This window comes from Pseudomonas putida, from assembly GCF_028682635.1.
Classification (GTDB): domain Bacteria; phylum Pseudomonadota; class Gammaproteobacteria; order Pseudomonadales; family Pseudomonadaceae; genus Aquipseudomonas; species Aquipseudomonas putida_AE.
Genome location: NZ_JANHLK010000003.1, coordinates 1 through 20,615, shown reverse-complemented (window position 1 = coordinate 20,615; position 20,615 = coordinate 1). Strand labels below are relative to the sequence as shown.

The window sequence follows — 20,615 nt, the reverse complement described above, 5'->3', positions numbered from 1 at the left end:
TGCCATGCTTGCTGCGACAGATGAATATCGCAGGTCCATAAAGTCCGTTTCGCGCTCTGGAATGCCCATGTCAGTGACCTTCGACCCCGATCATCTGCGTGCCAGCCTGCGGCCGCTGGCGCAGGGGCTGCCCTTGTCAGCGGAGGCGCAGGCCTATCAGCGGTTTTATGGGCTGGATTTTTCGTCGCGCAATGTCCGCAGCGGCCTGGGGTGTTTCAAGGTCGATGGTTATGAGGTGGTCAGCCAGGTCTGGTGGCCAGAGCAGGTGAAGGCGACGCTGTTTGTCTTTCACGGTTTCTACGACCACACCGGTCTCTACCGGCATGTGATCGAGTGGGCGCTGGAGCAGGGCTTCGCGGTGATTGCCTGCGATTTGCCGGGCCATGGGCTGTCCAGTGGCGAGCGGGCGAGCATCAAGGATTTCGCCGAGTATCAGGACACCCTGCAAGGGTTGTTCGCCGAGGCGTTGTCCATCGGCCTGCCGCAACCGTGGCACCTGTGCGGGCAAAGCACGGGGGGCGCGATCGTGGTCGATCATGTGCTCAATGCCGGGGCGAGCAGCCCGGCCCAGGGCCAGGTGATCCTGTTGGCGCCGCTGGTGCGGCCACGGGCGTGGGGCTGGTCGCAAGTGAGTTATTACCTGCTCAGGCCTTTCGTCAAAGCCATTGCCCGGCGCTTCAGCGAGAATTCCGGCGACCCGGCCTTCCTGCCGTTCCTGCAAGCCGACCCGTTGCAGCCGCTACGCCTGCCAACGGCGTGGGTGGGAGCGTTGGCGCGCTGGATCAAGCGCGTCGAAGCGGCACCGGCCAGCGCGCGCCGGCCGCTGATTGTGCAGGGGCAGGCGGACATGACCGTGGATTGGCAGCACAACCTTGAAGTGCTGCGGGGCAAGTTCGATCGGCCGCAGGTATTGCTGCTGCCAGAGGCGCGGCATCATCTGGCGAATGAAACGCTGGTGTTGCGCGGGGAGTATTTCGGGTTTTTGAGCAAGCGGATCAAGGGGCGCAATCTGTAGCGATTGTCAGGGCCTCATCGCCAGCAGGCTGGCTCCCACAATGGATCTGCATGCACCGGCCCCCTGTGGGAGCTAGCCTGCTGGCGATAGCGATCTAACTATCGCCAACAATCACTGGCTGAGATTGGAAGTGCTTTGCCCCACCGCCAACCCCGCCCGAATCGCCGCCAGCGCCGCCTGGTAATACGCCTTGCCTTCAGCCGACTCGGCAAAGGTGGCGAACTCTTCCAGTTCCTCATCCGACAGATCGCGATAGACGTACAGCAGCGTGTTGTTCAGGTCGCTGCCGATCTGCTCCATCAAGCGCTGACGCTGCCCGTTCAACATGCCTTGGGCCTGTCCTGCACCGAGCAGTCCCGGAATCATCGAACTGAGGCTGTCGGCCGCGACACCGGCAATCGCCAGGCTGACTTCCGCGCCGGCCTCGCGTGCAGGCAGGGCCTGGGCCAGGTGGCCGATGATCAACAGGCGGCTATCGCTGGCCTGCATCTTGGGCAAGCCCTTGGCGTTTTTCGCCAGTTGATCGCGGCGGGTGGCGAGCAATTCGGCGGCGACGATCTTCTTGCCCAAGGGCGATTGAAAGAACGCCAGGGCCGGTTTCGGATCGGCGAGGTTCTTGCGCAACTGCGCCTCGGCACGCTGGTCCACGGCCTTGGGGTCGAAACGTTGATTGCTGTTGGCGACCAACGCCTGGAACACCGCAGGTGGCAGGCTGCTCTGGTAGCGCTGTTGGGCGGCCGAGAGGGCGTCGTTGAAATGCGCGCGTTGTTCTGGCCAGCCGGCGACCTTGTAGAGTTGGTCGTGGCCGTCTGCCCAGGCGGGCATCACACAGAGCATCAGCAGGGAGAAAAGCAAACGGCGCATAGGGACTCCTGTCAGCAGGCGACTATTCTCCGTGTGGCATAGAGTCTTGTCGAGAATTCGTATCAACCCGCTGCGTGGCTCTGTCGGATTTCCAGGCGCAGGAATACTATGCGCGCCATGCAAATACCTTCTGATCACCCGCTGCTGTTACGAATCGTCGACGACCTGGCCGCCAGCGGTTGGTCGCAGCAGAATATTTTCCTGTCTCAGGATCTGACCCGAGCGCTGGCGGCCGAGTGCCGTAAACGTGCCGCCGAGGGTGAGCTGGCCCCGGCCGCCGTGGGGCGAGGCCCGTCGTCGGAGATCCGCGAGGGGATTCGCGGTGATCATATCCAGTGGATCGAGCCAGGCCAGGCCGAGGTCTGCGACAGCTATCTGGGCTTGATGGACAGCCTGCGCGAGGCGCTGAACCGTGGCCTGTTCCTGGGCCTGGAGGATTTCGAGAGCCATTTTGCGATGTATCCACCTGGAGCGTTCTACCTCAAGCACGTCGACCGTTTTCGTGACGACGACCGACGCATGGTGTCGGCGGTGGTCTACCTCAATGACGCCTGGCTTCCGGAGCATGGGGGGCAGCTGCGTATGTACCTGAACGATGCTGAGCAATACGATGTGGTACCCGTCGGTGGATGCCTGGTGGTGTTCCTGTCGGGGGAGGTCCCCCATGAAGTCCTGCCTGCGAACCGCGAGCGCCTGTCGTTGACCGGCTGGTTCCGGCGTCGAGGCAACGAGCCGTTCTGATCATGCAGAAAATACTGGTAAGCCGCTGCCTGTTGGGTCACCGCGTACGTTACGACGGCGGGGCCAGCGGGCCGTTCGATCAGCTTCAGGCGTGGCTCGACGAAGGTCGGGTCGTGCCGTTGTGTCCGGAAGTCGCCGGTGGCCTGCCAACGCCCCGTGCGGCGGCGGAGATTCCGGGCGGGCAGGGCGGTGAAGTGCTGGATGGCCAGGCGTCGGTGATCACCACCGAGGGCGAGGACGTCAGCGCGCAGTTTCTGTCGGGGGCTCATCAGGCGCTGGAGTTGGTGCAACGGCATGGCATCCGTATTGCCGTGCTCAAGGCCAACAGCCCCTCGTGCGGCAACCTGCTCACCTATGACGGGACGTTCAGTGGGGTGAAAGTCACTGGCGAAGGTGTCACGGCGGCGCTGCTCAGGCGCCATGGCGTCCAGGTTTTCAGCGAGCTGGAGTTGGCCGAAGCAGCTGAATCCTTGGCAGCACTCGACTAACTACCAACACAGGACCAATGTGGGAGCGGGCTTGCTCGCGAAGGCGTAGTGTCAGCCGACAATCATATCGCCTGACACACCGCTTTCGCGAGCAAGCCCGCTCCCACAGGGTTATTCGGCGAATTCAGGGCTTGGGTGCCGCCCCCGATTCCGCCCCAAACCATTTCTCCTCCAGCGCTTGCAGGCGGCCATCGGCCTTGATCCGCTGCAACGCGCTTTCCAGGCTGGCGTGAAACGCCGGGTTACCCTTCTGGAACGGAATCGCCAGGCTCACGGCCGGGTTGGCTTTGGGCTTTTCTTCCGTCAGCGACTGCACCAGCAGGATCGATTGCGGCTCGTCCTTCTGCGCGATCAATTGCGCATTGGTCTTGATGTAAGGTTCGCTGAAATCGAAACGATCCTTGAGCGCCGAGGTCTCTGCAATGTGATTGATGGCGACGTCGTACTTGCCGCTTTCCACGCCGGTCAGCAGGTCACTGGCGTCAGTGACGACAAAGTCGGCGCGCACATCCAGTTCGCTGGCCAGCATTTGACCCAATTCGACTTCGAAGCCCGTCAGGCTGCCGTCTTTCTTGAAATTGAAGGGCGGTGTATTAGCCTCAAGGGCAATGCGCAATTCACCGCGGTCGTTCACGTCATCAATCAGCTCGGCATGAGCCAACGGGCTCAAAAGGGGTAGCAGGCAGATCAGGCCAGGCAGAAAACGCATGGTCACTCCTTTGAAATCATTATCGCGACGCTCTGGATCAGGCTCGCTTTGCTATGGTTGTCGAGTGCCTTCGACAACGATTGACCATGAAGTTGTGATGGTCACGGAAATTTTACGGAAAAACTGGAGAAGAGAATGAAAACCTTTATGTCACGTGCTGCTTTCGCTGGCCTGTTGATGGGCGTTTCAGTGTTGGCCAGTGCCGCAACGCCAGCGCCCAAGGGCGCTGAAGTGTCCATCGTTTCTCCGGCAGACGGTGCAACGGTCCCGCAGACTGTCGTGGTCAAGTTCGCCGTCAAGGACATTGCGCTGGCGCCAGCGGGTGATGTCACCAAGAACACCGGTCACCACCACCTGCTGATCGATGTCGATGAACTGCCGGCCGCCGGCCAGCCGATCCCCAACGATGCCAACCACCTGCACTTCGGCAAGGCGCAGACCCAGGCTGAAGTAAAGCTGACGCCAGGCAAGCATACCTTGCAGCTGGAGCTGGGCGACAGCGGCCACATGCCGTTCGATCCGCCGATCGTATCGGAGAAGATTACCGTCAATGTGAAATAAAAAAAGGGAGCCCGCTTCGCTGGGGCTCCCTTTTTTTATAGCGGCAAGCTTTAAGCTTCAAGTAAAAGCAGAGACGAACGCCACTTGCCGCTTGAAGCTTGCCGCTTGTAGCTGCTCTTAGAACAACACCCGACTACGGATGGTGCCGTTGACGTGTTGCAGCTTCTGTTGCGCCAGGTCCGAGTACTCGGCGTCTACGTCGATGACCACGTAGCCGACTTTCTCGTTGGTCTGCAGGAACTGACCGGAGATGTTGATGCCGTTTTCGGCGAAGACCTTGTTGATCTCGCTCATCACACCCGGGATGTTCTCGTGGATGTGCAGCAGGCGGTGCTTGCCAGGGTGAGCCGGCAGGGCCACTTCCGGGAAGTTCACCGACGATACCGAAGTACCGTTGTCGCTGTACTTGACCAGCTTCTCAGCCACTTCCAGACCGATGTTGGCCTGCGCCTCGGCGGTGGAACCACCGATGTGCGGGGTCAGGATCACGTTGTCCAGGCCACGCAGCGGGCTTTCGAACTCTTCGTCGTTGGAGCGTGGCTCCACCGGGAACACGTCGATGGCCGCGCCGATCAGGTGCTTGTCCTTGATCGCGTCCGCCAGGGCGTCCAGTTCGACCACGGTGCCGCGTGCGGCGTTGATCAGGATGCCGCCCTTCTTGATGGCGCGGATTTCCTTCTCGCCGATCATCCACTGGGTCGCAGCGGTTTCCGGTACGTGCAGGGTCACGATGTCGGACATGCCCAGCAGTTCGTGCAGGTTGCCGACCTGGGTGGCGTTACCCAGTGGCAGCTTGGTCACGGTGTCGTAGAAGTACACCTGCATGCCCAGGCCTTCGGCCAGGACCGACAGTTGGGTACCGATCGAGCCGTAGCCGACGATGCCCAGCTTCTTGCCGCGGATCTCGAAGGAGTTGGCCGCGCTCTTGATCCAGCCGCCACGGTGGCAGGAAGCGTTCTTCTCAGGGATACCGCGCAGCAACAGGATCGCTTCGGCCAGCACCAGTTCGGCAACGGAACGGGTGTTGGAGTACGGCGCGTTGAACACGGCGATACCGCGTTCGCGGGCAGCGCTCAGGTCGACCTGGTTGGTGCCGATGCAGAAACACCCTACCGCCACCAGCTTCTTCGCGTGATCGAAGATCTCTTCGGTCAGTTGAGTGCGCGAGCGAATGCCGATGAAGTGAGCATCAGCGATCTTTTCCTTGAGCTGGGCTTCCGGCAGAGAACCTGTGAGGTACTCGATGCTGGTGTAGCCCGCCGCCTTGAGGACGTCGACAGCCGATTGGTGGACGCCTTCGAGAAGAAGGAACTTGATCTTGCTCTTATCGAGAGAAGTCTTGCTCATCTGCGTAAACCTGTATCCCGGAGAAAAATGGCAGGAAATGGTCAACAGACGCTGACCCGGACGACAAGAATGCCGTCGCCGCAGAACAGCCGTTGGGCACTATGCTGCGGGGTCGGTATGCTAGCATATGCACCCCGCTAAACACTCATTCCTGCGACGTGAAGCGTTCTCAGGATGACCATGAATTGTTCGAGAGTTCTGTCGATGACCAATCCTGCCCTGATTGATGAGCTGAAGACCCTGGTTGAGCCTGGCAAGGTGCTGACCGACGCCGACTCCCTGAATGCTTACGGTAAGGATTGGACCAAGCATTTCGCTCCTGCCCCGACCGCCATCGTGTTCCCCAAGACCACCGAGCAGGTCCAGGCCATTGTCCTGTGGGCCAATAAACACAAGGTGGCGCTGGTGCCGTCCGGTGGTCGTACCGGCTTGTCTGCCGCTGCCGTCGCAGCCAATGGCGAAGTCGTCGTGTCGTTCGACTACATGAACCAGATCCTCGACGTGAACCTGACCGACCGCACCGCCGTGTGCCAGCCTGGCGTGGTTACCGAGCATCTGCAGAACGTGGCCGAAGAAAAAGGCCTGTACTACCCGGTGGACTTCGCCTCGGCAGGTTCCAGCCAGATTGGCGGCAATATCGGCACCAATGCCGGCGGGATCAAGGTAATTCGCTACGGCATGACCCGTAACTGGGTGGCGGGCATGAAAGTCGTCACCGGCAAGGGCGACGTGCTGGAGTTGAACCGCGACCTGATCAAGAACGCCACCGGCTACGACATGCGCCAGCTGTTCATCGGTGCAGAAGGCACCCTCGGTTTCGTGGTCGAAGCGACCATGCGCCTGGATCGCGCGCCGAAAAACCTGACCGCCATGGTCTTGGGTACTGCCGATTTCGACTCGATCATGCCGGTGCTGCACGCGTTCCAGAGCAAGCTGGACCTGACCGCTTTCGAATTCTTCTCCGACAAGGCCTTGGCCAAGGTCATGGGCCGTGGTGACGTGCCGGCGCCGTTCGAAACCGACTGCCCGTTCTATGCGCTGCTGGAATTCGAAGCGACCACCGAGGAAGTGGCCAACCACGCCCTGGAAACCTTCGAGCACTGCGTCGAGCAGGGCTGGGTGCTGGACGGCGTGATGAGCCAGAGCGAAACCCAGCTGCAGAATCTGTGGAAACTGCGCGAATACATTTCCGAAACCATTTCCCACTGGACGCCGTACAAGAACGACATTTCGGTCACTGTTTCGAAAGTCCCGGCGTTCCTCAAGGAAGTCGACGCGATCGTCGGCGAACACTACCCGGACTTCGAAATCGTCTGGTTCGGCCACATCGGCGATGGCAACCTGCACCTGAACATCCTCAAGCCGGATAACCTGAGCAAGGACGAGTTCTTCGCCAAGTGCGCCACCGTCAACAAGTGGGTGTTCGAAACCGTCGAGAAGTACAACGGTTCGATTTCCGCCGAACACGGCGTGGGTATGACCAAGCGCGATTACTTGACCTACAGCCGTTCGCCAGTCGAAATCGAGTACATGAAAGCCGTCAAGGCGGTGTTCGACCCGAACGGCATCATGAACCCGGGCAAGATTTTTGCTGTTTGATTTTCGAACTTAAGTGCAACGAAGCAGGAGTCGGTAATGAGCTATCAGCACCAGTATGTCGACGGAACGCGTATTCACTTCCCGCTGGGGAAAGTGGTGTGTATTGGCCGTAACTACGCCGAACACGCCAAGGAACTGGACAATCCGGTACCGACCGAGCCGCTGCTGTTCATCAAGCCCGGCAGTTGTGTGGTGCCGCTGGAAGGCGGTTTCAGCATTCCGACCGAGCGTGGCTCGGTGCACTACGAAGCGGAAATCGCGGTGCTGATCGGTAAGCCCTTGTCGACCAAACCCAGCGTTGAAGAAGTGCTCGACGCCATTTCCGGCTTCGCCCCGGCCCTGGACCTGACCCTGCGCGACAAGCAGGCCGAGCTGAAATCCAAGGGCCTGCCCTGGGAAATCGCCAAGTCCTTCGACGGTGCGGCGGTGATTGCGCCGTTCGTCTCCGGCGGCACCTTCGCCGACCTGACCGACATTGGCATTCGCCTGACCATCAATGGCGAAGTGCGCCAGGACGGCAACAGCAGCGCGATGCTCAACCCGATCGTGCCGATGATCCAGCACATGGCCGGCTGCTTCTCGCTGCAGGCCGGTGACGTGATCCTCACCGGTACGCCAGTGGGTGTTGGCCCGCTGAATGTCGGTGACGAGATCGTCCTGGAACTGCCGGGCGCCAGCAGCTTCACCAGCAGCGTTCGCTAAGCAACGCAAAACCCTTGTAGGAGCTGGCTTGCCAGCGAAGGGGCCTTTTACATTCAACATCCATGTTGACTGTTATAGCGCCTTCGCTGGCAAGCCAGCTCCTACAGGGGGTGCGGTTGTGCTATTACCCCAAGCCTGAATTTCTGGAACGCATGCCCTGATGGCCACTCAACCGCTCTCGTCGCTCAAACCTGCCCGTCGCTCGCGCTTTGCCCTGCGTTGGTATTCCTGGCTGTTGCTGTTGGTCGCCGCCGCCTATGGCCTGGCGTTTGCCATGCATTGGGATGACCGTGGCGTGCTCTGGCTGCAGGAGCGTTTTGAAAGCCCGGCCGAGCGCCAGGACAGTGTCTGGCTGCCAGACTACCATGCGGTGATCGACGCCAAGCCACTGCCGGGCATGGAAAAGGACGAAGCGTCGGACGTCACCTACGATGCCCAGACCAAAACCCTGTTTTCGGTGATGGGTAAAAATCCGTTCCTGGTCGAGTTGTCGCTGCAAGGCGATGTGCTGCGCAAAATGCCATTGGTAGGCTGGAGCAATCCTGAAGGGGTGACGGCCCTGGGCAACGGGATGCTGGCCATTGTCGATGAACGTGACCACCAGGTGATCCTCGTCAAGGTCGACGCCGACACTCGCGAGCTGAACATCGCTGATTATCCGAAGTACGACCTCGGCCCTTCGAAAGACCAGAACAAGGCCTTCGAGGCTGTCACCTGGGATGCGCGCAATCAGCAATTGCTGTTGGGTGAAGAACGTCCGCCCGCGCTGTTCACCTGGAAAGGCGACGGCAAGACACTCACCGGTGACAAGCAAAAGCTTGCCAGCGATGAGCTGGACATCCGCAACCTGTCTGCCCTGGCCATCGATCCACGGACCGGCCACACCCTGGTGTTGTCTGCTGACTCGCACCTGTTGCTGGAGCTGGACGAGAAAGGCGAGCAGGTCAGCTTCATGACCTTGCTGGCTGGCTTCAACGGCCTGAAGAAGACCATTCCGCGGGCCGAAGGCGTGACCATGGACGAGGCCGGCACGATTTACATCGTGAGTGAGCCAAACCTGTTTTATCGCTTGGAAAAACAGAAGTAATCGCCTTTACCTGTAGGTATTTTTGCCGCTGGTTGTAGGATCAGGCCAATGGCCATTAAGCTTCAGTTCAGCCAGGCGTGATATTTCATCCGCCTGTTCTGAATCCCGAGCCCACCTGAATGCGTCGATTAGCCCGCCCCAAACCCCTGCTTTTGCTCCTGTCGGTGATTGCCCTGAGCGTATTGATCGCGGTCGGCCAGTACCTGCGCCTGTTCGAGCGCGGCTGGTTCAACCTGCACACGCTCTGGCAGCCGACGAACAGCCAGTCCATTGGCCTGGACCAGTATCGGGTGGTGTTGGAGGGGCAGGTCATTGAAGGGCTGGACGACGATGTGTCAGCGTTGACCTTCGATCCGGTGCGCAAAAGCCTGTTCACCGTCACCAATCAAAACTCCGAATTGATCGAGCTGTCCCTCGACGGCAAGATTCTGCGCCGCATCGCGATGGTAGGCTTTGGTGATCCTGAGGCCGTTGAATTCATCAGCGCCGACACCTACGTGATCACGGACGAGCGCCAGCAACGGTTGATCAAGATTCATCTTGAGCATGACACCACCTTCCTCGACGCCGCGGACGCGGAGCAGATGACCCTCGGTGTGCACATGAGCGGCAACAAGGGTTTCGAGGGGCTGGCTTATGATTCGGTGGGCAAACGGCTGTTCGTGGCCAAGGAGCGTGACCCGATGCTGATCTACGAAGTGCACGGGTTTCCGCATTTCAATCCGGAAAAATCCTACGCGGTGCATGTGGTCAACAATCCCAAGCGCGACGCCGGGATGTTTGTGCGAGATCTGTCGAGCCTGCAATACGACGAGCGCAGCGGGCACTTGCTGGCGTTGTCCGACGAGTCGCGACTGATTCTGGAGCTGGATGTGGACGGTCGGCCGCTGAGCACCATGTCGCTGAACAAGGGGCGTCAGGGTCTGCAAAAGACCGTGCCGCAAGCGGAAGGGATCGCCATGGATGACGACGGTACGATGTACCTGGTGAGTGAGCCGAACTTGTTTTACGTCTTCAAGAAGCCTGCACAACCCTGAAGCTGAAACGCGCACCCTGTAGGAGCTGGCTTGCCAGCGAAGAGGCCATGACATTCAACATCTTCGTTGGATGTCACGCCGCCATCGCTGGCAAGCCAGCTCCTACAGGGGTTGTGCGTGTTCTTATTGGGCGCGCAGGGTTTTTACGCCTTCGCTCGTGCCCAGCAACAGCAGATCCGCCGGACGCGCCGCGAACAAGCCGTTGGTGACCACGCCGACGATCGCATTGATCTGCGATTCCAGCTCGACCGGGTTGGTGATCTCCAGGTTGAACACGTCGAGAATGATGTTGCCGTTGTCGGTCAGCACGCCTTCACGGTAGACCGGGTCACCGCCGAGTTTCACCAGTTGGCGGGCCACATGGCTGCGGGCCATCGGGATCACTTCCACGGGCAGCGGGAACGCGCCCAGGACCGGCACCAGCTTGCTGGCGTCGGCGATGCAGATGAAGGTCTTGGCCACGGCCGCGACAATTTTCTCGCGGGTCAGGGCCGCGCCGCCGCCCTTGATCAGGTTCAGGTGCTCGTCGCTCTCGTCGGCGCCGTCGACGTAGAACTCCAGGTCGCTGACCGTATTGAGCTCGTACACCGGAATGCCGTGGCCCTTGAGGCGTGCCGCGGTGGCTTCGGAGCTGGCGACCGCGCCGTCGAATGCACCTTTGTGCTGGGCCAGGGCGTCGATGAAGCAGTTGGCGGTGGAGCCGGTGCCGACCCCGACGATGCTCTTGTCATCGAGTTTCGGGAGGATGAAGTCGACGGCGGCCTGGGCTACGGCCTGTTTGAGTTGATCCTGGGTCATGCGGGCTCCGAAGTGCCGAAGAGGGAACGAAAGGCCGGCATTATAGGCTTCGGGGCCGGGAAGGTCATTGCCCGATTGGCGGGTCGGTCTCCCGGGTTACTGTAGGCGCTAGCTTGCTCGCGATGGTCGTGAACGAAAACGCGTAAAAACAGGTGTCCAGCGGCGTCATTGCGTTTTCGTCGGAACGCCGCCCGGAGCAAGCTCGCTCCTACAACAGGTGGTCGTGCGGCCAAAAGCCGGGTTAGACTCCTTGATCCTGCCCAACCCGCTCAGTGATGCTTTCCGATGCTTGAACAGTACGTCAAAAAGATCCTCACCTCGCGCGTTTATGACGTTGCCGTAGAAACCCCATTGCAGACTGCCCGTCAGCTCTCCGAGCGGCTGGGCAACGAGATTTTGCTCAAGCGTGAAGACTTGCAGCCGGTGTTCTCGTTCAAGATTCGCGGCGCCTACAACAAGCTGACTCAACTGAGCGACGAAGAGCGCGCCCGCGGCGTGGTCACCGCTTCCGCGGGCAACCATGCCCAAGGCCTGGCCCTGGCCGCCAAGGTCCTGGGCGTGAAAGCTACCATCGTCATGCCCAAGACCACACCCGAGATCAAGGTCGAAGGCGTGCGTTCGCGCGGTGGCAAAGTGGTGCTGCACGGCGATTCGTTTCCGGAGGCCCTGGCCTACTCGCTGAAACTGGTCGACGAAAAAGGCTATGTCTACATTCACCCCTACGACGATCCCCACACCATTGCCGGGCAGGGCACGGTGGCCATGGAGATTTTGCGCCAGCACCCCGCGCCCCTGGATGCGATCTTCGTGCCGGTGGGTGGCGGCGGCCTGATCGCCGGTATCGCGGCCTACGTGAAATACCTGCGGCCGGACATCAAGATCATCGGCGTCGAACCGGATGACTCCAACTGCCTGCAAGCCGCCATGGCGGCGGGCGAGCGCGTGGTGTTGCCGACCGTGGGCATCTTCGCCGACGGCGTAGCGGTGGCCCAGATCGGCCAGTACACCTTTGAGATCTGCAAAGACTACGTCGACGAAGTCATCACCGTCAGCACCGACGAAATCTGTGCGGCGATCAAGGACATCTACGACGATACCCGTTCGATCACCGAACCGGCCGGCGCCCTGGGCGTGGCCGGGATCAAGAAGTACGTCGAGTCCCGCGGCGTCAGCGGCCAGACCTTCGTGGCCATCGACTCCGGGGCCAACGTCAACTTCGACCGCCTGCGTCACGTCGCCGAGCGCGCCGAACTGGGCGAGGGCCGCGAAGCCATCATCGCCGTGACCATCCCTGAGAAGCCGGGGAGCTTCAAGGCGTTCTGCGAAGCCATCGGCAAGCGCCAGATCACCGAATTCAACTACCGCTACAACACCGGCAGCGAAGCGCACATCTTCGTTGGCGTGCAGACCCATCCGGACACCGACCCGCGCCGAGCGTTGATCGCCAGCCTTGGCGAGCAGGGTTTCCCGGTCGTCGACCTGACCGACAACGAACTGGCCAAGTTGCACATCCGTCACATGGTTGGCGGTCGTGCCGCGCACGTGGTCGATGAAGTGATCCTGCGCTTCGAATTCCCGGAGCGTCCGGGTGCGCTGTTCAACTTCCTCAACAAGCTCGGCGGGCGCTGGAACATCTCGATGTTCCATTATCGTAACCATGGTGCGGCCGATGGCCGTGTGGTCGCGGGCCTGCAAGTACCTCACGATGAACGTCACCTGGTACCTGCGGCACTGGAAGAAATTGGCTACCCGTACTGGGATGAAAGCGACAACCCGGCCTATCAGCTGTTTCTTGGCTGAGCGGCTACGCTGATGGGCAGGTCATAAGGAATAGCGACGATGGAAACGTTAACCGCCCTGAAAGCGGCGCACATGGTGGCGACGGTGGTGCTGCTGCTGGGTGCGCTGGGCTTGGGCATCTGGGTTTGGCGCGCGCGGCGTAGCGGCGACGCGACGGCAGGCAGCCGCACCCTGCAACGGCCGCGAGTGTTTGTTTGGTTGTTGATGGGGCTGGCGCTGTTGAGCATGCCGTTTACCGGCTGGGGGATGGTGCACCTGGTGGGTTGGCCGTTGGGGCAGACTTGGTTGCTGGCTTCCAGTGTGCTTTACACCGTGGCGGCGTTGGCGTGGTTCTGGTTGCTGGTGCGGCTGAATAGATTGCGCAAAGCGCCAGGTGGCGTGGGTAAATTTACCTTTGCCTTGGCGTTGTTCAGTTTTGTCTGCTTTGTGGCGATTGCCGGGTTGATGGGGGCCAAGCCTGTGTAGGAGCGAGCTTGCTCGCGATGGTCGTTAACGAAAACGCGGGGTGCCTGACTCTCCGCAGCGACCTTAAGTTTTTCGCGAGCAAGCTCGCTCCTACAGGGTGGAGCTCAATTAATCGCGCAAGCTAATCACCGGCCACCCACGATTCTCAGCCTCAGCCCGCAAATTCGGATCCGGATCAACCGCCACCGGATTCGCCACCTGCTCCAGCAACGCCAGATCATTCATCGAGTCGCTATAAAAGTAGCTGTCCTCGAGGTTGTACCCGGTCTCTTCCAACCAACGATTCAGCCTTGTCACCTTGCCTTCACGAAAGCACGGTACATCGGTACTGCGCCCGGTATAACGGCCGTCCTGCATCTCACATTCCGTGGCGATCAGGGTCTCGACGCCCAGGCGTGTGGCAATCGGGCCGGTCACGAAGCGGTTGGTGGCGGTGATGATCACCAGTTTGTCGCCGGCATCGCGATGTTTGGCCAGCAACTCGATCGCCTTGGGCAGCATGATCGGTTCGATGCAGTCGCGCATGTAGTCGCTGTGCCACAGATCCAGGGTGGCCATTTCGGTACGGCCGAGCACTTCCAGGCAGAAGTTCAGGTAGGCGGCGTTATCCAGCTTGCCGGCCAGGTAGTCCTGGTAAAACTCGTCGTTGCGTGTTTTGTAGGCGACGGCGTCGAGGAAGCCGCGCTCACACAGGTAATCGCCCCAGGCATGGTCGCTGTCGCCGCCCAGAAGCGTGTTGTCCAAGTCGAATAAAGCCAGCCGCATTGCAGTTACTCGCTGAAAAGTCTGTAGAAAGGCGTCCAGAATACGGACTTTTCACAAGAGTGCACATAACGTAGACCGGCGCGTTGCTGCCTTCACAACCTTTGTGGAACAATGCGACGACATGCGTTTGCGAGGTTGTTGCCGTGATCGACCCCGATGGTTTCCGTCCTAATGTCGGGATCATTCTCACGAATGATGCCGGCCAGGTGCTGTGGGCTCGCCGTATCAATCAAGATGCCTGGCAGTTTCCTCAAGGTGGGATCAACCCCCAGGAGACGCCGGAAGACGCCTTGTACCGCGAGCTGAACGAAGAAGTGGGCCTGGAGCGCGAAGATGTTGAAATACTCGCCTGCACCCGGGGCTGGTTGCGCTATCGTTTGCCGCAACGTCTGGTCAGGACGCACAGCCAGCCGCTGTGCATCGGCCAGAAACAGAAATGGTTTCTCCTGCGCCTGATCTCCAACGAGCAGCGGGTGCGGATGGATTTGACCGGTAAACCGGAATTCGATGGCTGGCGCTGGGTCAGCTATTGGTATCCGTTGGGCCAGGTGGTGACATTCAAGCGCGAGGTGTATCGACGCGCCCTCAAAGAGCTTGCCCCGCGCCTTTTAGCGCGCGACTGACGACGGAGTTCGACCCCGAGCCATGCTCAATACGCTGCGCAAGATCGTCCAGGAAGTTAACTCCGCCAAGGATCTCAAGGCGGCGTTGGGGATTATTGTGTTGCGCGTCAAAGAGGCCATGGGCAGCCAGGTCTGCTCGGTCTATCTGCTTGACCCGGAGACCAACCGCTTCGTGCTGATGGCCACCGAGGGCTTGAACAAGCGCTCGATCGGCAAGGTCAGCATGGCGCCCAATGAAGGTCTGGTCGGCCTGGTCGGCACGCGTGAAGAACCCCTGAACCTCGAAAACGCCGCGGATCACCCGCGTTACCGCTACTTCGCCGAAACCGGTGAAGAGCGCTACGCGTCGTTCCTCGGGGCGCCGATCATTCACCACCGCCGCGTCGTCGGCGTGTTGGTCATCCAGCAAAAAGAACGCCGCCAGTTCGATGAAGGTGAAGAAGCCTTCCTCGTGACCATGAGCGCGCAGCTCGCCGGGGTTATCGCCCATGCCGAGGCCACCGGTTCGATCCGTGGCCTGGGCCGGCAGGGCAAGGGTATCCAGGAAGCCAAGTTCGTCGGTGTGCCGGGCTCGCCTGGCGCGGCGGTGGGCACGGCGGTGGTCATGTTGCCACCGGCCGACCTGGACGTGGTGCCCGACAAGACCATTACCGACATCGAAGCTGAACTCGGGCTGTTCAAGACCGCCATCGAAGGCGTTCGGGCCGACATGCGCACCTTGTCGGCCAAGCTCGCCACCCAGTTGCGCCCGGAAGAACGGGCCCTGTTCGACGTCTACCTGATGATGCTCGACGACGCGGCGTTGGGCAACGAAGTGACCACCGTGATCAAGACCGGCCAGTGGGCCCAGGGCGCGTTACGCCAGGTGGTCACCGATCACGTCAACCGTTTTGAACTGATGGACGACGCCTACCTGCGTGAGCGCGCCTCGGACGTCAAGGACCTCGGCCGTCGCCTGCTCGCCTACTTGCAGGAAGAGCGCCAGCAAACCCTGGTCTACCCCGACAACACCATCCTGGTCAGCGAGGAACTGACGCCGGCCATGCTCGGCGAGGTGCCGGAAAACAAGCTGGTGGGCCTGGTGTCGGTACTCGGTTCGGGCAACTCCCACGTGGCGATTCTTGCCCGGGCCATGGGCATTCCGACGGTGATGGGCCTGGTCGACCTGCCGTATTCCAAGGTCGATGGCATCGGCATGATCGTCGACGGTCATCGCGGCGAGGTCTACACCAACCCCAGCGACGTGCTGCGCAAGCAGTTCGCCGAGATGGTCGAGGAAGAGAAGCAACTGGCCCTAGGCCTCGATGCGCTGCGTGACCTGCCGTGTGTCACGGTCGATGGTCACCGCATGCCGTTGTGGGTCAACACCGGCCTGTTGGCGGATGTGGCGCGGGCACAGAAACGCGGCGCCGAAGGCGTGGGTCTGTATCGCACCGAAGTGCCGTTCATGATCAACCAGCGGTTCCCCAGCGAAAAAGAACAGCTGGCGATCTACCGCGAGCAACTCGCCGCCTTCCACCCGCAACCGGTGACCATGCGCAGCCTGGACATCGGCGGCGACAAGTCGCTGTCGTACTTCCCGATCAAGGAAGACAACCCGTTCCTCGGCTGGCGCGGCATTCGTGTCACCCTCGACCACCCGGAAATCTTCCTGGTGCAGACCCGCGCCATGCTCAAGGCCAGCGAAGGCTTGAACAACCTGCGGATCCTGCTGCCGATGATCTCCGGCACTCACGAGCTGGAAGAAGCCTTGCACCTGATTCACCGGGCCTGGGGCGAAGTCCGCGACGAAGGCTGCGACGTGCCTATGCCGCCTGTCGGTGTGATGATCGAGATTCCGGCGGCGGTTTATCAGACCAAGGAACTGGCACGTCAGGTGGACTTCCTGTCGGTCGGCTCCAACGACCTGACCCAGTACCTGCTGGCCGTGGACCGCAACAACCCGCGGGTGGCGGACCTCTATGACTACCTGCACCCGGCGGTGCTCCAGGCCCTGCAGAACGTGGTGCGCGACGCCCATGCCGAAGGCAAACCGGTGAGCATCTGCGGCGAGATGGCCGGTGACCCGGCTGCGGCGGTGCTGTTGATGGCGATGGGCTTCGACAGCCTGTCGATGAACGCCACCAACCTGCCGAAGGTGAAGTGGATGCTGCGCCAGATCAACCTGAGCAAGGCCAAGGAATTGCTCGCCGAGCTGATGACCATCGACAACCCGCAGGTTATCCACAGCTCGCTGCAATTGGCGCTGAAGAACCTTGGGCTGGCGCGGATGATCAATCCGGCGGCGATCAAGGTTCTCTGAAACGCTGAGGGCCTCATCGCTGGCAAGCCAGCTCCTACAGGGGATTTGCGTCGTTCATAGATCTAATGTGGGAGCGGGCTTGCTCGCGAAGGGGCCGGCACGGACAACGCAACTAAATCCTGATTTCCACTTCCCCAAGATGCCCCCCATACGGCCCGAAACTCCGTTCAACCAAACGCCGCGACCCATCCGCCTGCACAATCAACGCCGTACTCGCCCGAGTGCCATAACTCTGGCTGGCAATGAACACACTCGACAGCAACGTCTCGGTCGCCAGCCCCACCCCGGTATCCGGCAACTCGGCAAAGGGTGCGGTCTGCGGGTCGTTCAGCAAGGCCAACAACGCCTGGGGTTGCGGATCATCCAGCACCTCACTCAACGCCGCCCTGGCCTTGAGCAGTTTCGGCCACGGCGTATCCAGCCCGGCGTTCGACAGGCCGTAGACCCCCGGCGGCAGCATCACCGCTTCCGATTCCCGGGCATTGAAGTGCCACAGCTCGTTGGCGTTGCCGATCAGCAGGTTAAACCCGCCATATTCCGGCGAACGGGCGACAACGTCGTCTAAATAGTCGTCAATTGGCAGGTCTTTGGTGAGGAATCCTGCCACCAGTTCACCGCGAGACCGGCGCCCCGGCGGTCGATGCGGGTCGCGGATGTTGGTCAGCGCAGCAAAACGCCCATTGGCGCCGACACCCAGCCAGGTGCCACCCGCCTCCAGGTCGCGCCCGGCGTGCACCTGCGGAGCTTCGGGCCATTGCGCCAGCGGCAGGCTGGGGCGGGCATAGAATTCGTCGCGGTTGGCCGCCACGATCAGCGGTTGGGCGTGGCCCGGTCGCCAGGCGAAAACAATCAGGCACATAAGGTGATCCCTGTGTGTTTTTTGCCCACTCTACGCAGTCATGGTGCGGGTATCCATCGCCATCCAGTGGAGCCCGAGGCCATGCATCCGTTACCATGCCGCTCCGGTTTTGGGGTTGGGTGGGGAAACAGCATGGAATTTCTGCTCTATCTGGCGCTTGGCGCCTGTGCCGGAGTGCTGGCCGGGCTGTTCGGCGTGGGGGGTGGAATCATCATCGTCCCGGTGCTGGTGTTCAGTTTCAAAGCGCAGGGATTTGATCCGTCGATCCTCACGCACCTGGCCGTGGGCACCTCGCTGGCGACGATCATCTTTACCTCGGTCAACGCCATTCGTGAGCATCACCGCCGCGGGGCGGTGCGCTGGCCAGTTTTTGCGTGGATGACCCTGGGTATCCTGATCGGTGCGGGTTTTGGCGCACTGACCGCCGAAGCGATCTCCGGGCCCAACCTGCAAAAGATCATCGGCGTGTTCGCCCTGGTCATCGCCGCGCAGCTGGCGTTGGACCTCAGGCCCAAGGCCAGCCGAACGGTGCCGGGGAAAGTCGGTCTGACTGTTGCCGGCAGCGTGATTGGCTGGGCTTCGGCGATTTTCGGCATTGGCGGCGGTTCGCTGACCGTGCCGTTCCTGACCTGGCGCAGCGTGCCGATGCAGCAAGCGGTGGCGACGTCATCGGCCTGCGGCCTGCCGATTGCATTGTCCAGTGCATTATTTTTCATGATTCTGGGCTGGCACGATCCATTGCTGCCAGCCCATAGTCTCGGTTTCATTTATTTGCCGGCGTTGTTGGGCATTGCCCTGACCAGCATGGTCTTCGCCCGCTTCGGCGCGCGACTGGCGCACAATCTGTCGCCCAGGTTGCTGAAAAGACTGTTTGCCGCTTTGCTGTTCTGCGTCGGTCTGAGCTTTCTAGTCTGAAGCATCTGCTCTGACGGGCAGCACAATCCTGGCTTAATCCTGAGGTGGCAGCGTCGCCCGGGAATTGATTTGAACTCATGAGGAGTCGCAATGCTGCCTTACCCGCAGATCGACCCGGTGGCCCTGGCCATCGGTCCGCTGAAAATCCACTGGTACGGGTTGATGTACCTGATCGGCATCGGCGGCGCCTGGCTGCTGGCGTCGCGCCGGTTGAACCGCTTCGACCCGACCTGGACCAAGGAGAAGCTCTCCGACATGGTGTTCTGGATGTCGATGGGGGTGATCGTCGGCGGCAGGTTGGGCTACGTGCTGTTCTACGACCTGAGCGCCTATATCGCCAACCCGCTGCTGATCTTTGAAGTGTGGAAGGGCGGCATGTCGTTCCACGGCGGCTTCATCGGCGTGATGCTGGCGGCCTTGTGGTTCGGTAAAAAGAACAACAAGTCGTTTTTCCAGCTGATGGATTTCGTCGCGCCGATGGTGCCGATCGGCCTGGGCGCCGGACGTATCGGCAACTTCATCAACGCCGAGTTATGGGGCAAGGCAACCGACGTGCCGTGGGCGATGGTCTTCCCGACCGACCCGGCGCAACTGGCGCGTCACCCCTCGCAGCTGTATCAGTTCGCGCTCGAAGGCGTGGCGCTGTTCCTGATCCTCTGGCTGTACTCGCGCAAGCCGCGGCCGACCATGGCGGTGTCGGGGATGTTCGCGCTGTTCTATGGCATCTTCCGTTTCATCGTCGAATTCGTCCGCGTCCCGGATGCGCAACTGGGCTATCTGGCCTGGAACTGGCTGACCATGGGCCAGGTGCTGTGCGTACCGATGATCGTCGGCGGGCTGTTCCTGATCTGGCTGGCGTATCACCGCGCCCCGGCAACTCCAGCGGCAGCCGTATAAAATTCGAACCCCGTAGCGATGGCTGCGGGTTCAAGGACACAGGTAACTCATGAAGCAATATCTCGAACTGGTCGCCCACGTCATCAAGAACGGCACCAAACAGGCCAACCGCACGGGCGTGAACACCATCAGCTTTCCGGGCGCGATGCTGCGCTACGACCTGAAGGAAGGTTTCCCGGCGATCACCACGCGCAAGATGGCCTTTAAATCGGCCATCGGCGAAATGTGCGGGTTCCTGCGTGGCGTGAACAATGCCGCCGAATTCCGTGCGTTGGGCTGCAAGGTCTGGGACCAGAACGCCAACGAAAACGCCCAGTGGCTGGCCAACCCGTTCCGCCAGGGTGAAGACGACCTCGGTGAAATCTACGGCGTGCAATGGCGCAAATGGCCGGCATACAAACAGATCCCGGTGAGCAACCCGGCCGCCATCGAGCAGACCCTGAAGCAAGGCTACCGCCAGATCGCCGAAGGCGAAGAAGATGGCCAGGCCTACGTGGTGCTGTACAAGGCCATCGACCAGGTTCGCCAGTGCGTCGACACCATCATCAAGGACCCGGGCAGCCGCCGCATCCTGTTCCACGGCTGGAACGTCGCCCAGCTCGATGAAATGGCCTTGCCGCCGTGCCATCTGCTGTACCAGTTCCACCCGAATGTAGAGACCAGGGAGATTTCCCTGACCCTCTACATCCGTTCCAACGACCTGGGCCTGGGCACGCCGTTCAACCTCACCGAAGGCGCCGCGTTGCTGAGCCTGATCGGGCGCCTGACCGGCTACACGCCGCGCTGGTTCACCTATTTCATCGGTGATGCCCACGTCTACGAAAATCACCTGGACATGCTCAACGAACAGCTCAAGCGCGAGCCGTTCCCGATGCCGAAACTGGTGATCAGTGACCGTGTGCCGGAGTTTGCCAAGACCGGTGTTTATCAGCCGGAGTGGCTGGAGTTGGTGGAGCCGAGCGATTTCTCGCTTGAGGGCTACCAGCACCACGCACCGATGACCGCGCCAATGGCCGTCTGACTGGCACCGCTTCGCGGTGA

Annotated in this window: 21 protein-coding genes; 15 read left to right on the top strand and 6 right to left on the bottom strand. The window is 60.9% G+C overall.

Annotated elements, in window-relative coordinates:
• Positions 1-67: 67 nt before the first annotated feature.
• The gene (locus NPS56_RS04325) at positions 68-1,015 is read left to right on the top strand and encodes an alpha/beta hydrolase (protein ID WP_274073615.1); all 948 of its coding nucleotides are present in this window, start codon (positions 68-70) and stop codon (positions 1,013-1,015) included.
• Between the two features lie 111 nt (positions 1,016-1,126).
• Here NPS56_RS04325 and NPS56_RS04320 read toward each other — a convergent pair whose 3' ends face one another.
• Positions 1,127-1,879: a DUF2059 domain-containing protein gene (locus NPS56_RS04320; RefSeq protein ID WP_274073614.1), complete on the bottom strand. Its 753-nt coding sequence runs from the start codon at positions 1,877-1,879 to the stop codon at positions 1,127-1,129.
• A gap of 108 nt (positions 1,880-1,987) precedes the next feature.
• Here NPS56_RS04320 and NPS56_RS04315 point away from each other — a divergent pair, with 108 nt between their 5' ends.
• On the top strand, positions 1,988-2,620 hold the full coding sequence (locus NPS56_RS04315) for a 2OG-Fe(II) oxygenase (protein WP_274073613.1): 633 nt from the start codon (positions 1,988-1,990) through the stop codon (positions 2,618-2,620).
• A gap of 2 nt (positions 2,621-2,622) precedes the next feature.
• The gene (locus NPS56_RS04310; protein ID WP_274073612.1) at positions 2,623-3,108 is read left to right on the top strand and encodes a DUF523 domain-containing protein; all 486 of its coding nucleotides are present in this window, start codon (positions 2,623-2,625) and stop codon (positions 3,106-3,108) included.
• A gap of 124 nt (positions 3,109-3,232) precedes the next feature.
• On the opposite strand, the gene NPS56_RS04305 is transcribed toward NPS56_RS04310, so the two are convergent.
• Entirely contained in the window at positions 3,233-3,817 is a 585-nt protein-coding gene (locus NPS56_RS04305; protein WP_274073611.1) for a transporter substrate-binding domain-containing protein, read from the bottom strand.
• 135 nt (positions 3,818-3,952) lie between these two features.
• On the opposite strand from NPS56_RS04305, the gene NPS56_RS04300 reads away from it, so the two are divergent.
• The gene (locus tag NPS56_RS04300) at positions 3,953-4,378 is read left to right on the top strand and encodes a DUF4399 domain-containing protein (protein WP_274073610.1); all 426 of its coding nucleotides are present in this window, start codon (positions 3,953-3,955) and stop codon (positions 4,376-4,378) included.
• A gap of 117 nt (positions 4,379-4,495) precedes the next feature.
• Here the strand turns inward: NPS56_RS04300 and serA are convergent, their stop codons facing one another.
• The gene (gene serA / locus NPS56_RS04295) at positions 4,496-5,725 is read right to left on the bottom strand and encodes a phosphoglycerate dehydrogenase (RefSeq protein WP_020797315.1); all 1,230 of its coding nucleotides are present in this window, start codon (positions 5,723-5,725) and stop codon (positions 4,496-4,498) included.
• A 204-nt stretch (positions 5,726-5,929) separates the two neighbouring features.
• On the opposite strand from serA, the gene NPS56_RS04290 reads away from it, so the two are divergent.
• The 4 genes from NPS56_RS04290 to NPS56_RS04275 all read left to right on the top strand — a co-directional run bounded on the left by NPS56_RS04290 (position 5,930) and on the right by NPS56_RS04275 (position 10,150).
• A complete protein-coding gene (locus NPS56_RS04290) occupies positions 5,930-7,324 on the top strand; it encodes an FAD-binding oxidoreductase (RefSeq protein ID WP_274073609.1) in 1,395 nt (464 codons plus the stop codon).
• A gap of 36 nt (positions 7,325-7,360) precedes the next feature.
• Positions 7,361-8,026 (top strand): fumarylacetoacetate hydrolase family protein, encoded by a 666-nt coding sequence (locus NPS56_RS04285; RefSeq protein ID WP_160386172.1) that lies wholly within the window; start codon positions 7,361-7,363, stop codon positions 8,024-8,026.
• Between the two features lie 160 nt (positions 8,027-8,186).
• The gene (locus NPS56_RS04280) at positions 8,187-9,113 is read left to right on the top strand and encodes an SdiA-regulated domain-containing protein (protein WP_274073608.1); all 927 of its coding nucleotides are present in this window, start codon (positions 8,187-8,189) and stop codon (positions 9,111-9,113) included.
• A 119-nt stretch (positions 9,114-9,232) separates the two neighbouring features.
• On the top strand, positions 9,233-10,150 hold the full coding sequence (locus tag NPS56_RS04275; protein WP_274073607.1) for an SdiA-regulated domain-containing protein: 918 nt from the start codon (positions 9,233-9,235) through the stop codon (positions 10,148-10,150).
• Between the two features lie 123 nt (positions 10,151-10,273).
• Here the strand turns inward: NPS56_RS04275 and rpiA are convergent, their stop codons facing one another.
• Positions 10,274-10,948, bottom strand: coding sequence for a ribose-5-phosphate isomerase RpiA (rpiA, locus tag NPS56_RS04270; RefSeq protein ID WP_046818391.1), 675 nt, complete (start codon positions 10,946-10,948; stop codon positions 10,274-10,276).
• A 285-nt stretch (positions 10,949-11,233) separates the two neighbouring features.
• Between rpiA and ilvA the strand changes: the two genes are divergently transcribed.
• Together ilvA and NPS56_RS04260 are read left to right on the top strand one after the other, a co-directional pair.
• On the top strand, positions 11,234-12,748 hold the full coding sequence (ilvA, locus tag NPS56_RS04265; protein ID WP_274073606.1) for a threonine ammonia-lyase, biosynthetic: 1,515 nt from the start codon (positions 11,234-11,236) through the stop codon (positions 12,746-12,748).
• A gap of 39 nt (positions 12,749-12,787) precedes the next feature.
• Positions 12,788-13,213 (top strand): DUF2269 domain-containing protein, encoded by a 426-nt coding sequence (locus NPS56_RS04260; protein ID WP_274073605.1) that lies wholly within the window; start codon positions 12,788-12,790, stop codon positions 13,211-13,213.
• A 108-nt stretch (positions 13,214-13,321) separates the two neighbouring features.
• Here the strand turns inward: NPS56_RS04260 and NPS56_RS04250 are convergent, their stop codons facing one another.
• Positions 13,322-13,978 (bottom strand): HAD family hydrolase, encoded by a 657-nt coding sequence (locus tag NPS56_RS04250; protein WP_274073604.1) that lies wholly within the window; start codon positions 13,976-13,978, stop codon positions 13,322-13,324.
• A gap of 143 nt (positions 13,979-14,121) precedes the next feature.
• Here NPS56_RS04250 and NPS56_RS04245 point away from each other — a divergent pair, with 143 nt between their 5' ends.
• The gene (locus NPS56_RS04245) at positions 14,122-14,601 is read left to right on the top strand and encodes an RNA pyrophosphohydrolase (protein ID WP_007897732.1); all 480 of its coding nucleotides are present in this window, start codon (positions 14,122-14,124) and stop codon (positions 14,599-14,601) included.
• Between the two features lie 22 nt (positions 14,602-14,623).
• Positions 14,624-16,903 carry a phosphoenolpyruvate--protein phosphotransferase gene (ptsP, locus tag NPS56_RS04240; RefSeq protein ID WP_274073603.1) on the top strand — a complete coding sequence of 760 codons (2,280 nt, stop codon included), beginning with the start codon at positions 14,624-14,626 and terminating at the stop codon, positions 16,901-16,903.
• 112 nt (positions 16,904-17,015) lie between these two features.
• On the opposite strand, the gene NPS56_RS04235 is transcribed toward ptsP, so the two are convergent.
• Complete coding sequence (locus NPS56_RS04235) at positions 17,016-17,762, bottom strand: NRDE family protein (protein WP_274073602.1); 747 nt, start codon at positions 17,760-17,762, stop codon at positions 17,016-17,018.
• Between the two features lie 132 nt (positions 17,763-17,894).
• Between NPS56_RS04235 and NPS56_RS04230 the strand changes: the two genes are divergently transcribed.
• From NPS56_RS04230 to NPS56_RS04220, 3 genes are all read left to right on the top strand, one after another.
• Positions 17,895-18,677 (top strand): sulfite exporter TauE/SafE family protein, encoded by a 783-nt coding sequence (locus NPS56_RS04230; protein ID WP_274073601.1) that lies wholly within the window; start codon positions 17,895-17,897, stop codon positions 18,675-18,677.
• A gap of 90 nt (positions 18,678-18,767) precedes the next feature.
• The gene (gene lgt / locus NPS56_RS04225) at positions 18,768-19,574 is read left to right on the top strand and encodes a prolipoprotein diacylglyceryl transferase (protein WP_274073600.1); all 807 of its coding nucleotides are present in this window, start codon (positions 18,768-18,770) and stop codon (positions 19,572-19,574) included.
• Positions 19,575-19,623: 49 nt separating this feature from the next.
• Positions 19,624-20,595 carry a thymidylate synthase gene (locus NPS56_RS04220; protein WP_274073599.1) on the top strand — a complete coding sequence of 324 codons (972 nt, stop codon included), beginning with the start codon at positions 19,624-19,626 and terminating at the stop codon, positions 20,593-20,595.
• Positions 20,596-20,615 lie beyond the last annotated feature (20 nt).

Excerpts from the sequence above, each read along its gene's own strand:
- NPS56_RS04290 (WP_274073609.1), top strand. The coding sequence starts at position 5,930 with ATGACCAATCCTGCCCTGATTGATGAGCTGAAGACCCTGGTTGAGCCT.
- NPS56_RS04275 (WP_274073607.1), top strand. The coding sequence starts at position 9,233 with ATGCGTCGATTAGCCCGCCCCAAACCCCTGCTTTTGCTCCTGTCGGTG.
- NPS56_RS04305 (WP_274073611.1), bottom strand. The coding sequence starts at position 3,817 with ATGCGTTTTCTGCCTGGCCTGATCTGCCTGCTACCCCTTTTGAGCCCG.
- ptsP (WP_274073603.1), top strand. The coding sequence starts at position 14,624 with ATGCTCAATACGCTGCGCAAGATCGTCCAGGAAGTTAACTCCGCCAAG.
- serA (WP_020797315.1), bottom strand. The coding sequence starts at position 5,725 with ATGAGCAAGACTTCTCTCGATAAGAGCAAGATCAAGTTCCTTCTTCTC.
- NPS56_RS04325 (WP_274073615.1), top strand. The coding sequence starts at position 68 with ATGTCAGTGACCTTCGACCCCGATCATCTGCGTGCCAGCCTGCGGCCG.
- NPS56_RS04285 (WP_160386172.1), top strand. The coding sequence starts at position 7,361 with ATGAGCTATCAGCACCAGTATGTCGACGGAACGCGTATTCACTTCCCG.
- NPS56_RS04260 (WP_274073605.1), top strand. The coding sequence starts at position 12,788 with ATGGAAACGTTAACCGCCCTGAAAGCGGCGCACATGGTGGCGACGGTG.
- NPS56_RS04220 (WP_274073599.1), top strand. The coding sequence starts at position 19,624 with ATGAAGCAATATCTCGAACTGGTCGCCCACGTCATCAAGAACGGCACC.
- NPS56_RS04230 (WP_274073601.1), top strand. The coding sequence starts at position 17,895 with ATGGAATTTCTGCTCTATCTGGCGCTTGGCGCCTGTGCCGGAGTGCTG.
- ilvA (WP_274073606.1), top strand. The coding sequence starts at position 11,234 with ATGCTTGAACAGTACGTCAAAAAGATCCTCACCTCGCGCGTTTATGAC.
- NPS56_RS04300 (WP_274073610.1), top strand. The coding sequence starts at position 3,953 with ATGAAAACCTTTATGTCACGTGCTGCTTTCGCTGGCCTGTTGATGGGC.
- NPS56_RS04320 (WP_274073614.1), bottom strand. The coding sequence starts at position 1,879 with ATGCGCCGTTTGCTTTTCTCCCTGCTGATGCTCTGTGTGATGCCCGCC.
- NPS56_RS04315 (WP_274073613.1), top strand. The coding sequence starts at position 1,988 with ATGCGCGCCATGCAAATACCTTCTGATCACCCGCTGCTGTTACGAATC.
- lgt (WP_274073600.1), top strand. The coding sequence starts at position 18,768 with ATGCTGCCTTACCCGCAGATCGACCCGGTGGCCCTGGCCATCGGTCCG.
- NPS56_RS04235 (WP_274073602.1), bottom strand. The coding sequence starts at position 17,762 with ATGTGCCTGATTGTTTTCGCCTGGCGACCGGGCCACGCCCAACCGCTG.
- NPS56_RS04250 (WP_274073604.1), bottom strand. The coding sequence starts at position 13,978 with ATGCGGCTGGCTTTATTCGACTTGGACAACACGCTTCTGGGCGGCGAC.
- NPS56_RS04310 (WP_274073612.1), top strand. The coding sequence starts at position 2,623 with ATGCAGAAAATACTGGTAAGCCGCTGCCTGTTGGGTCACCGCGTACGT.
- NPS56_RS04280 (WP_274073608.1), top strand. The coding sequence starts at position 8,187 with ATGGCCACTCAACCGCTCTCGTCGCTCAAACCTGCCCGTCGCTCGCGC.
- rpiA (WP_046818391.1), bottom strand. The coding sequence starts at position 10,948 with ATGACCCAGGATCAACTCAAACAGGCCGTAGCCCAGGCCGCCGTCGAC.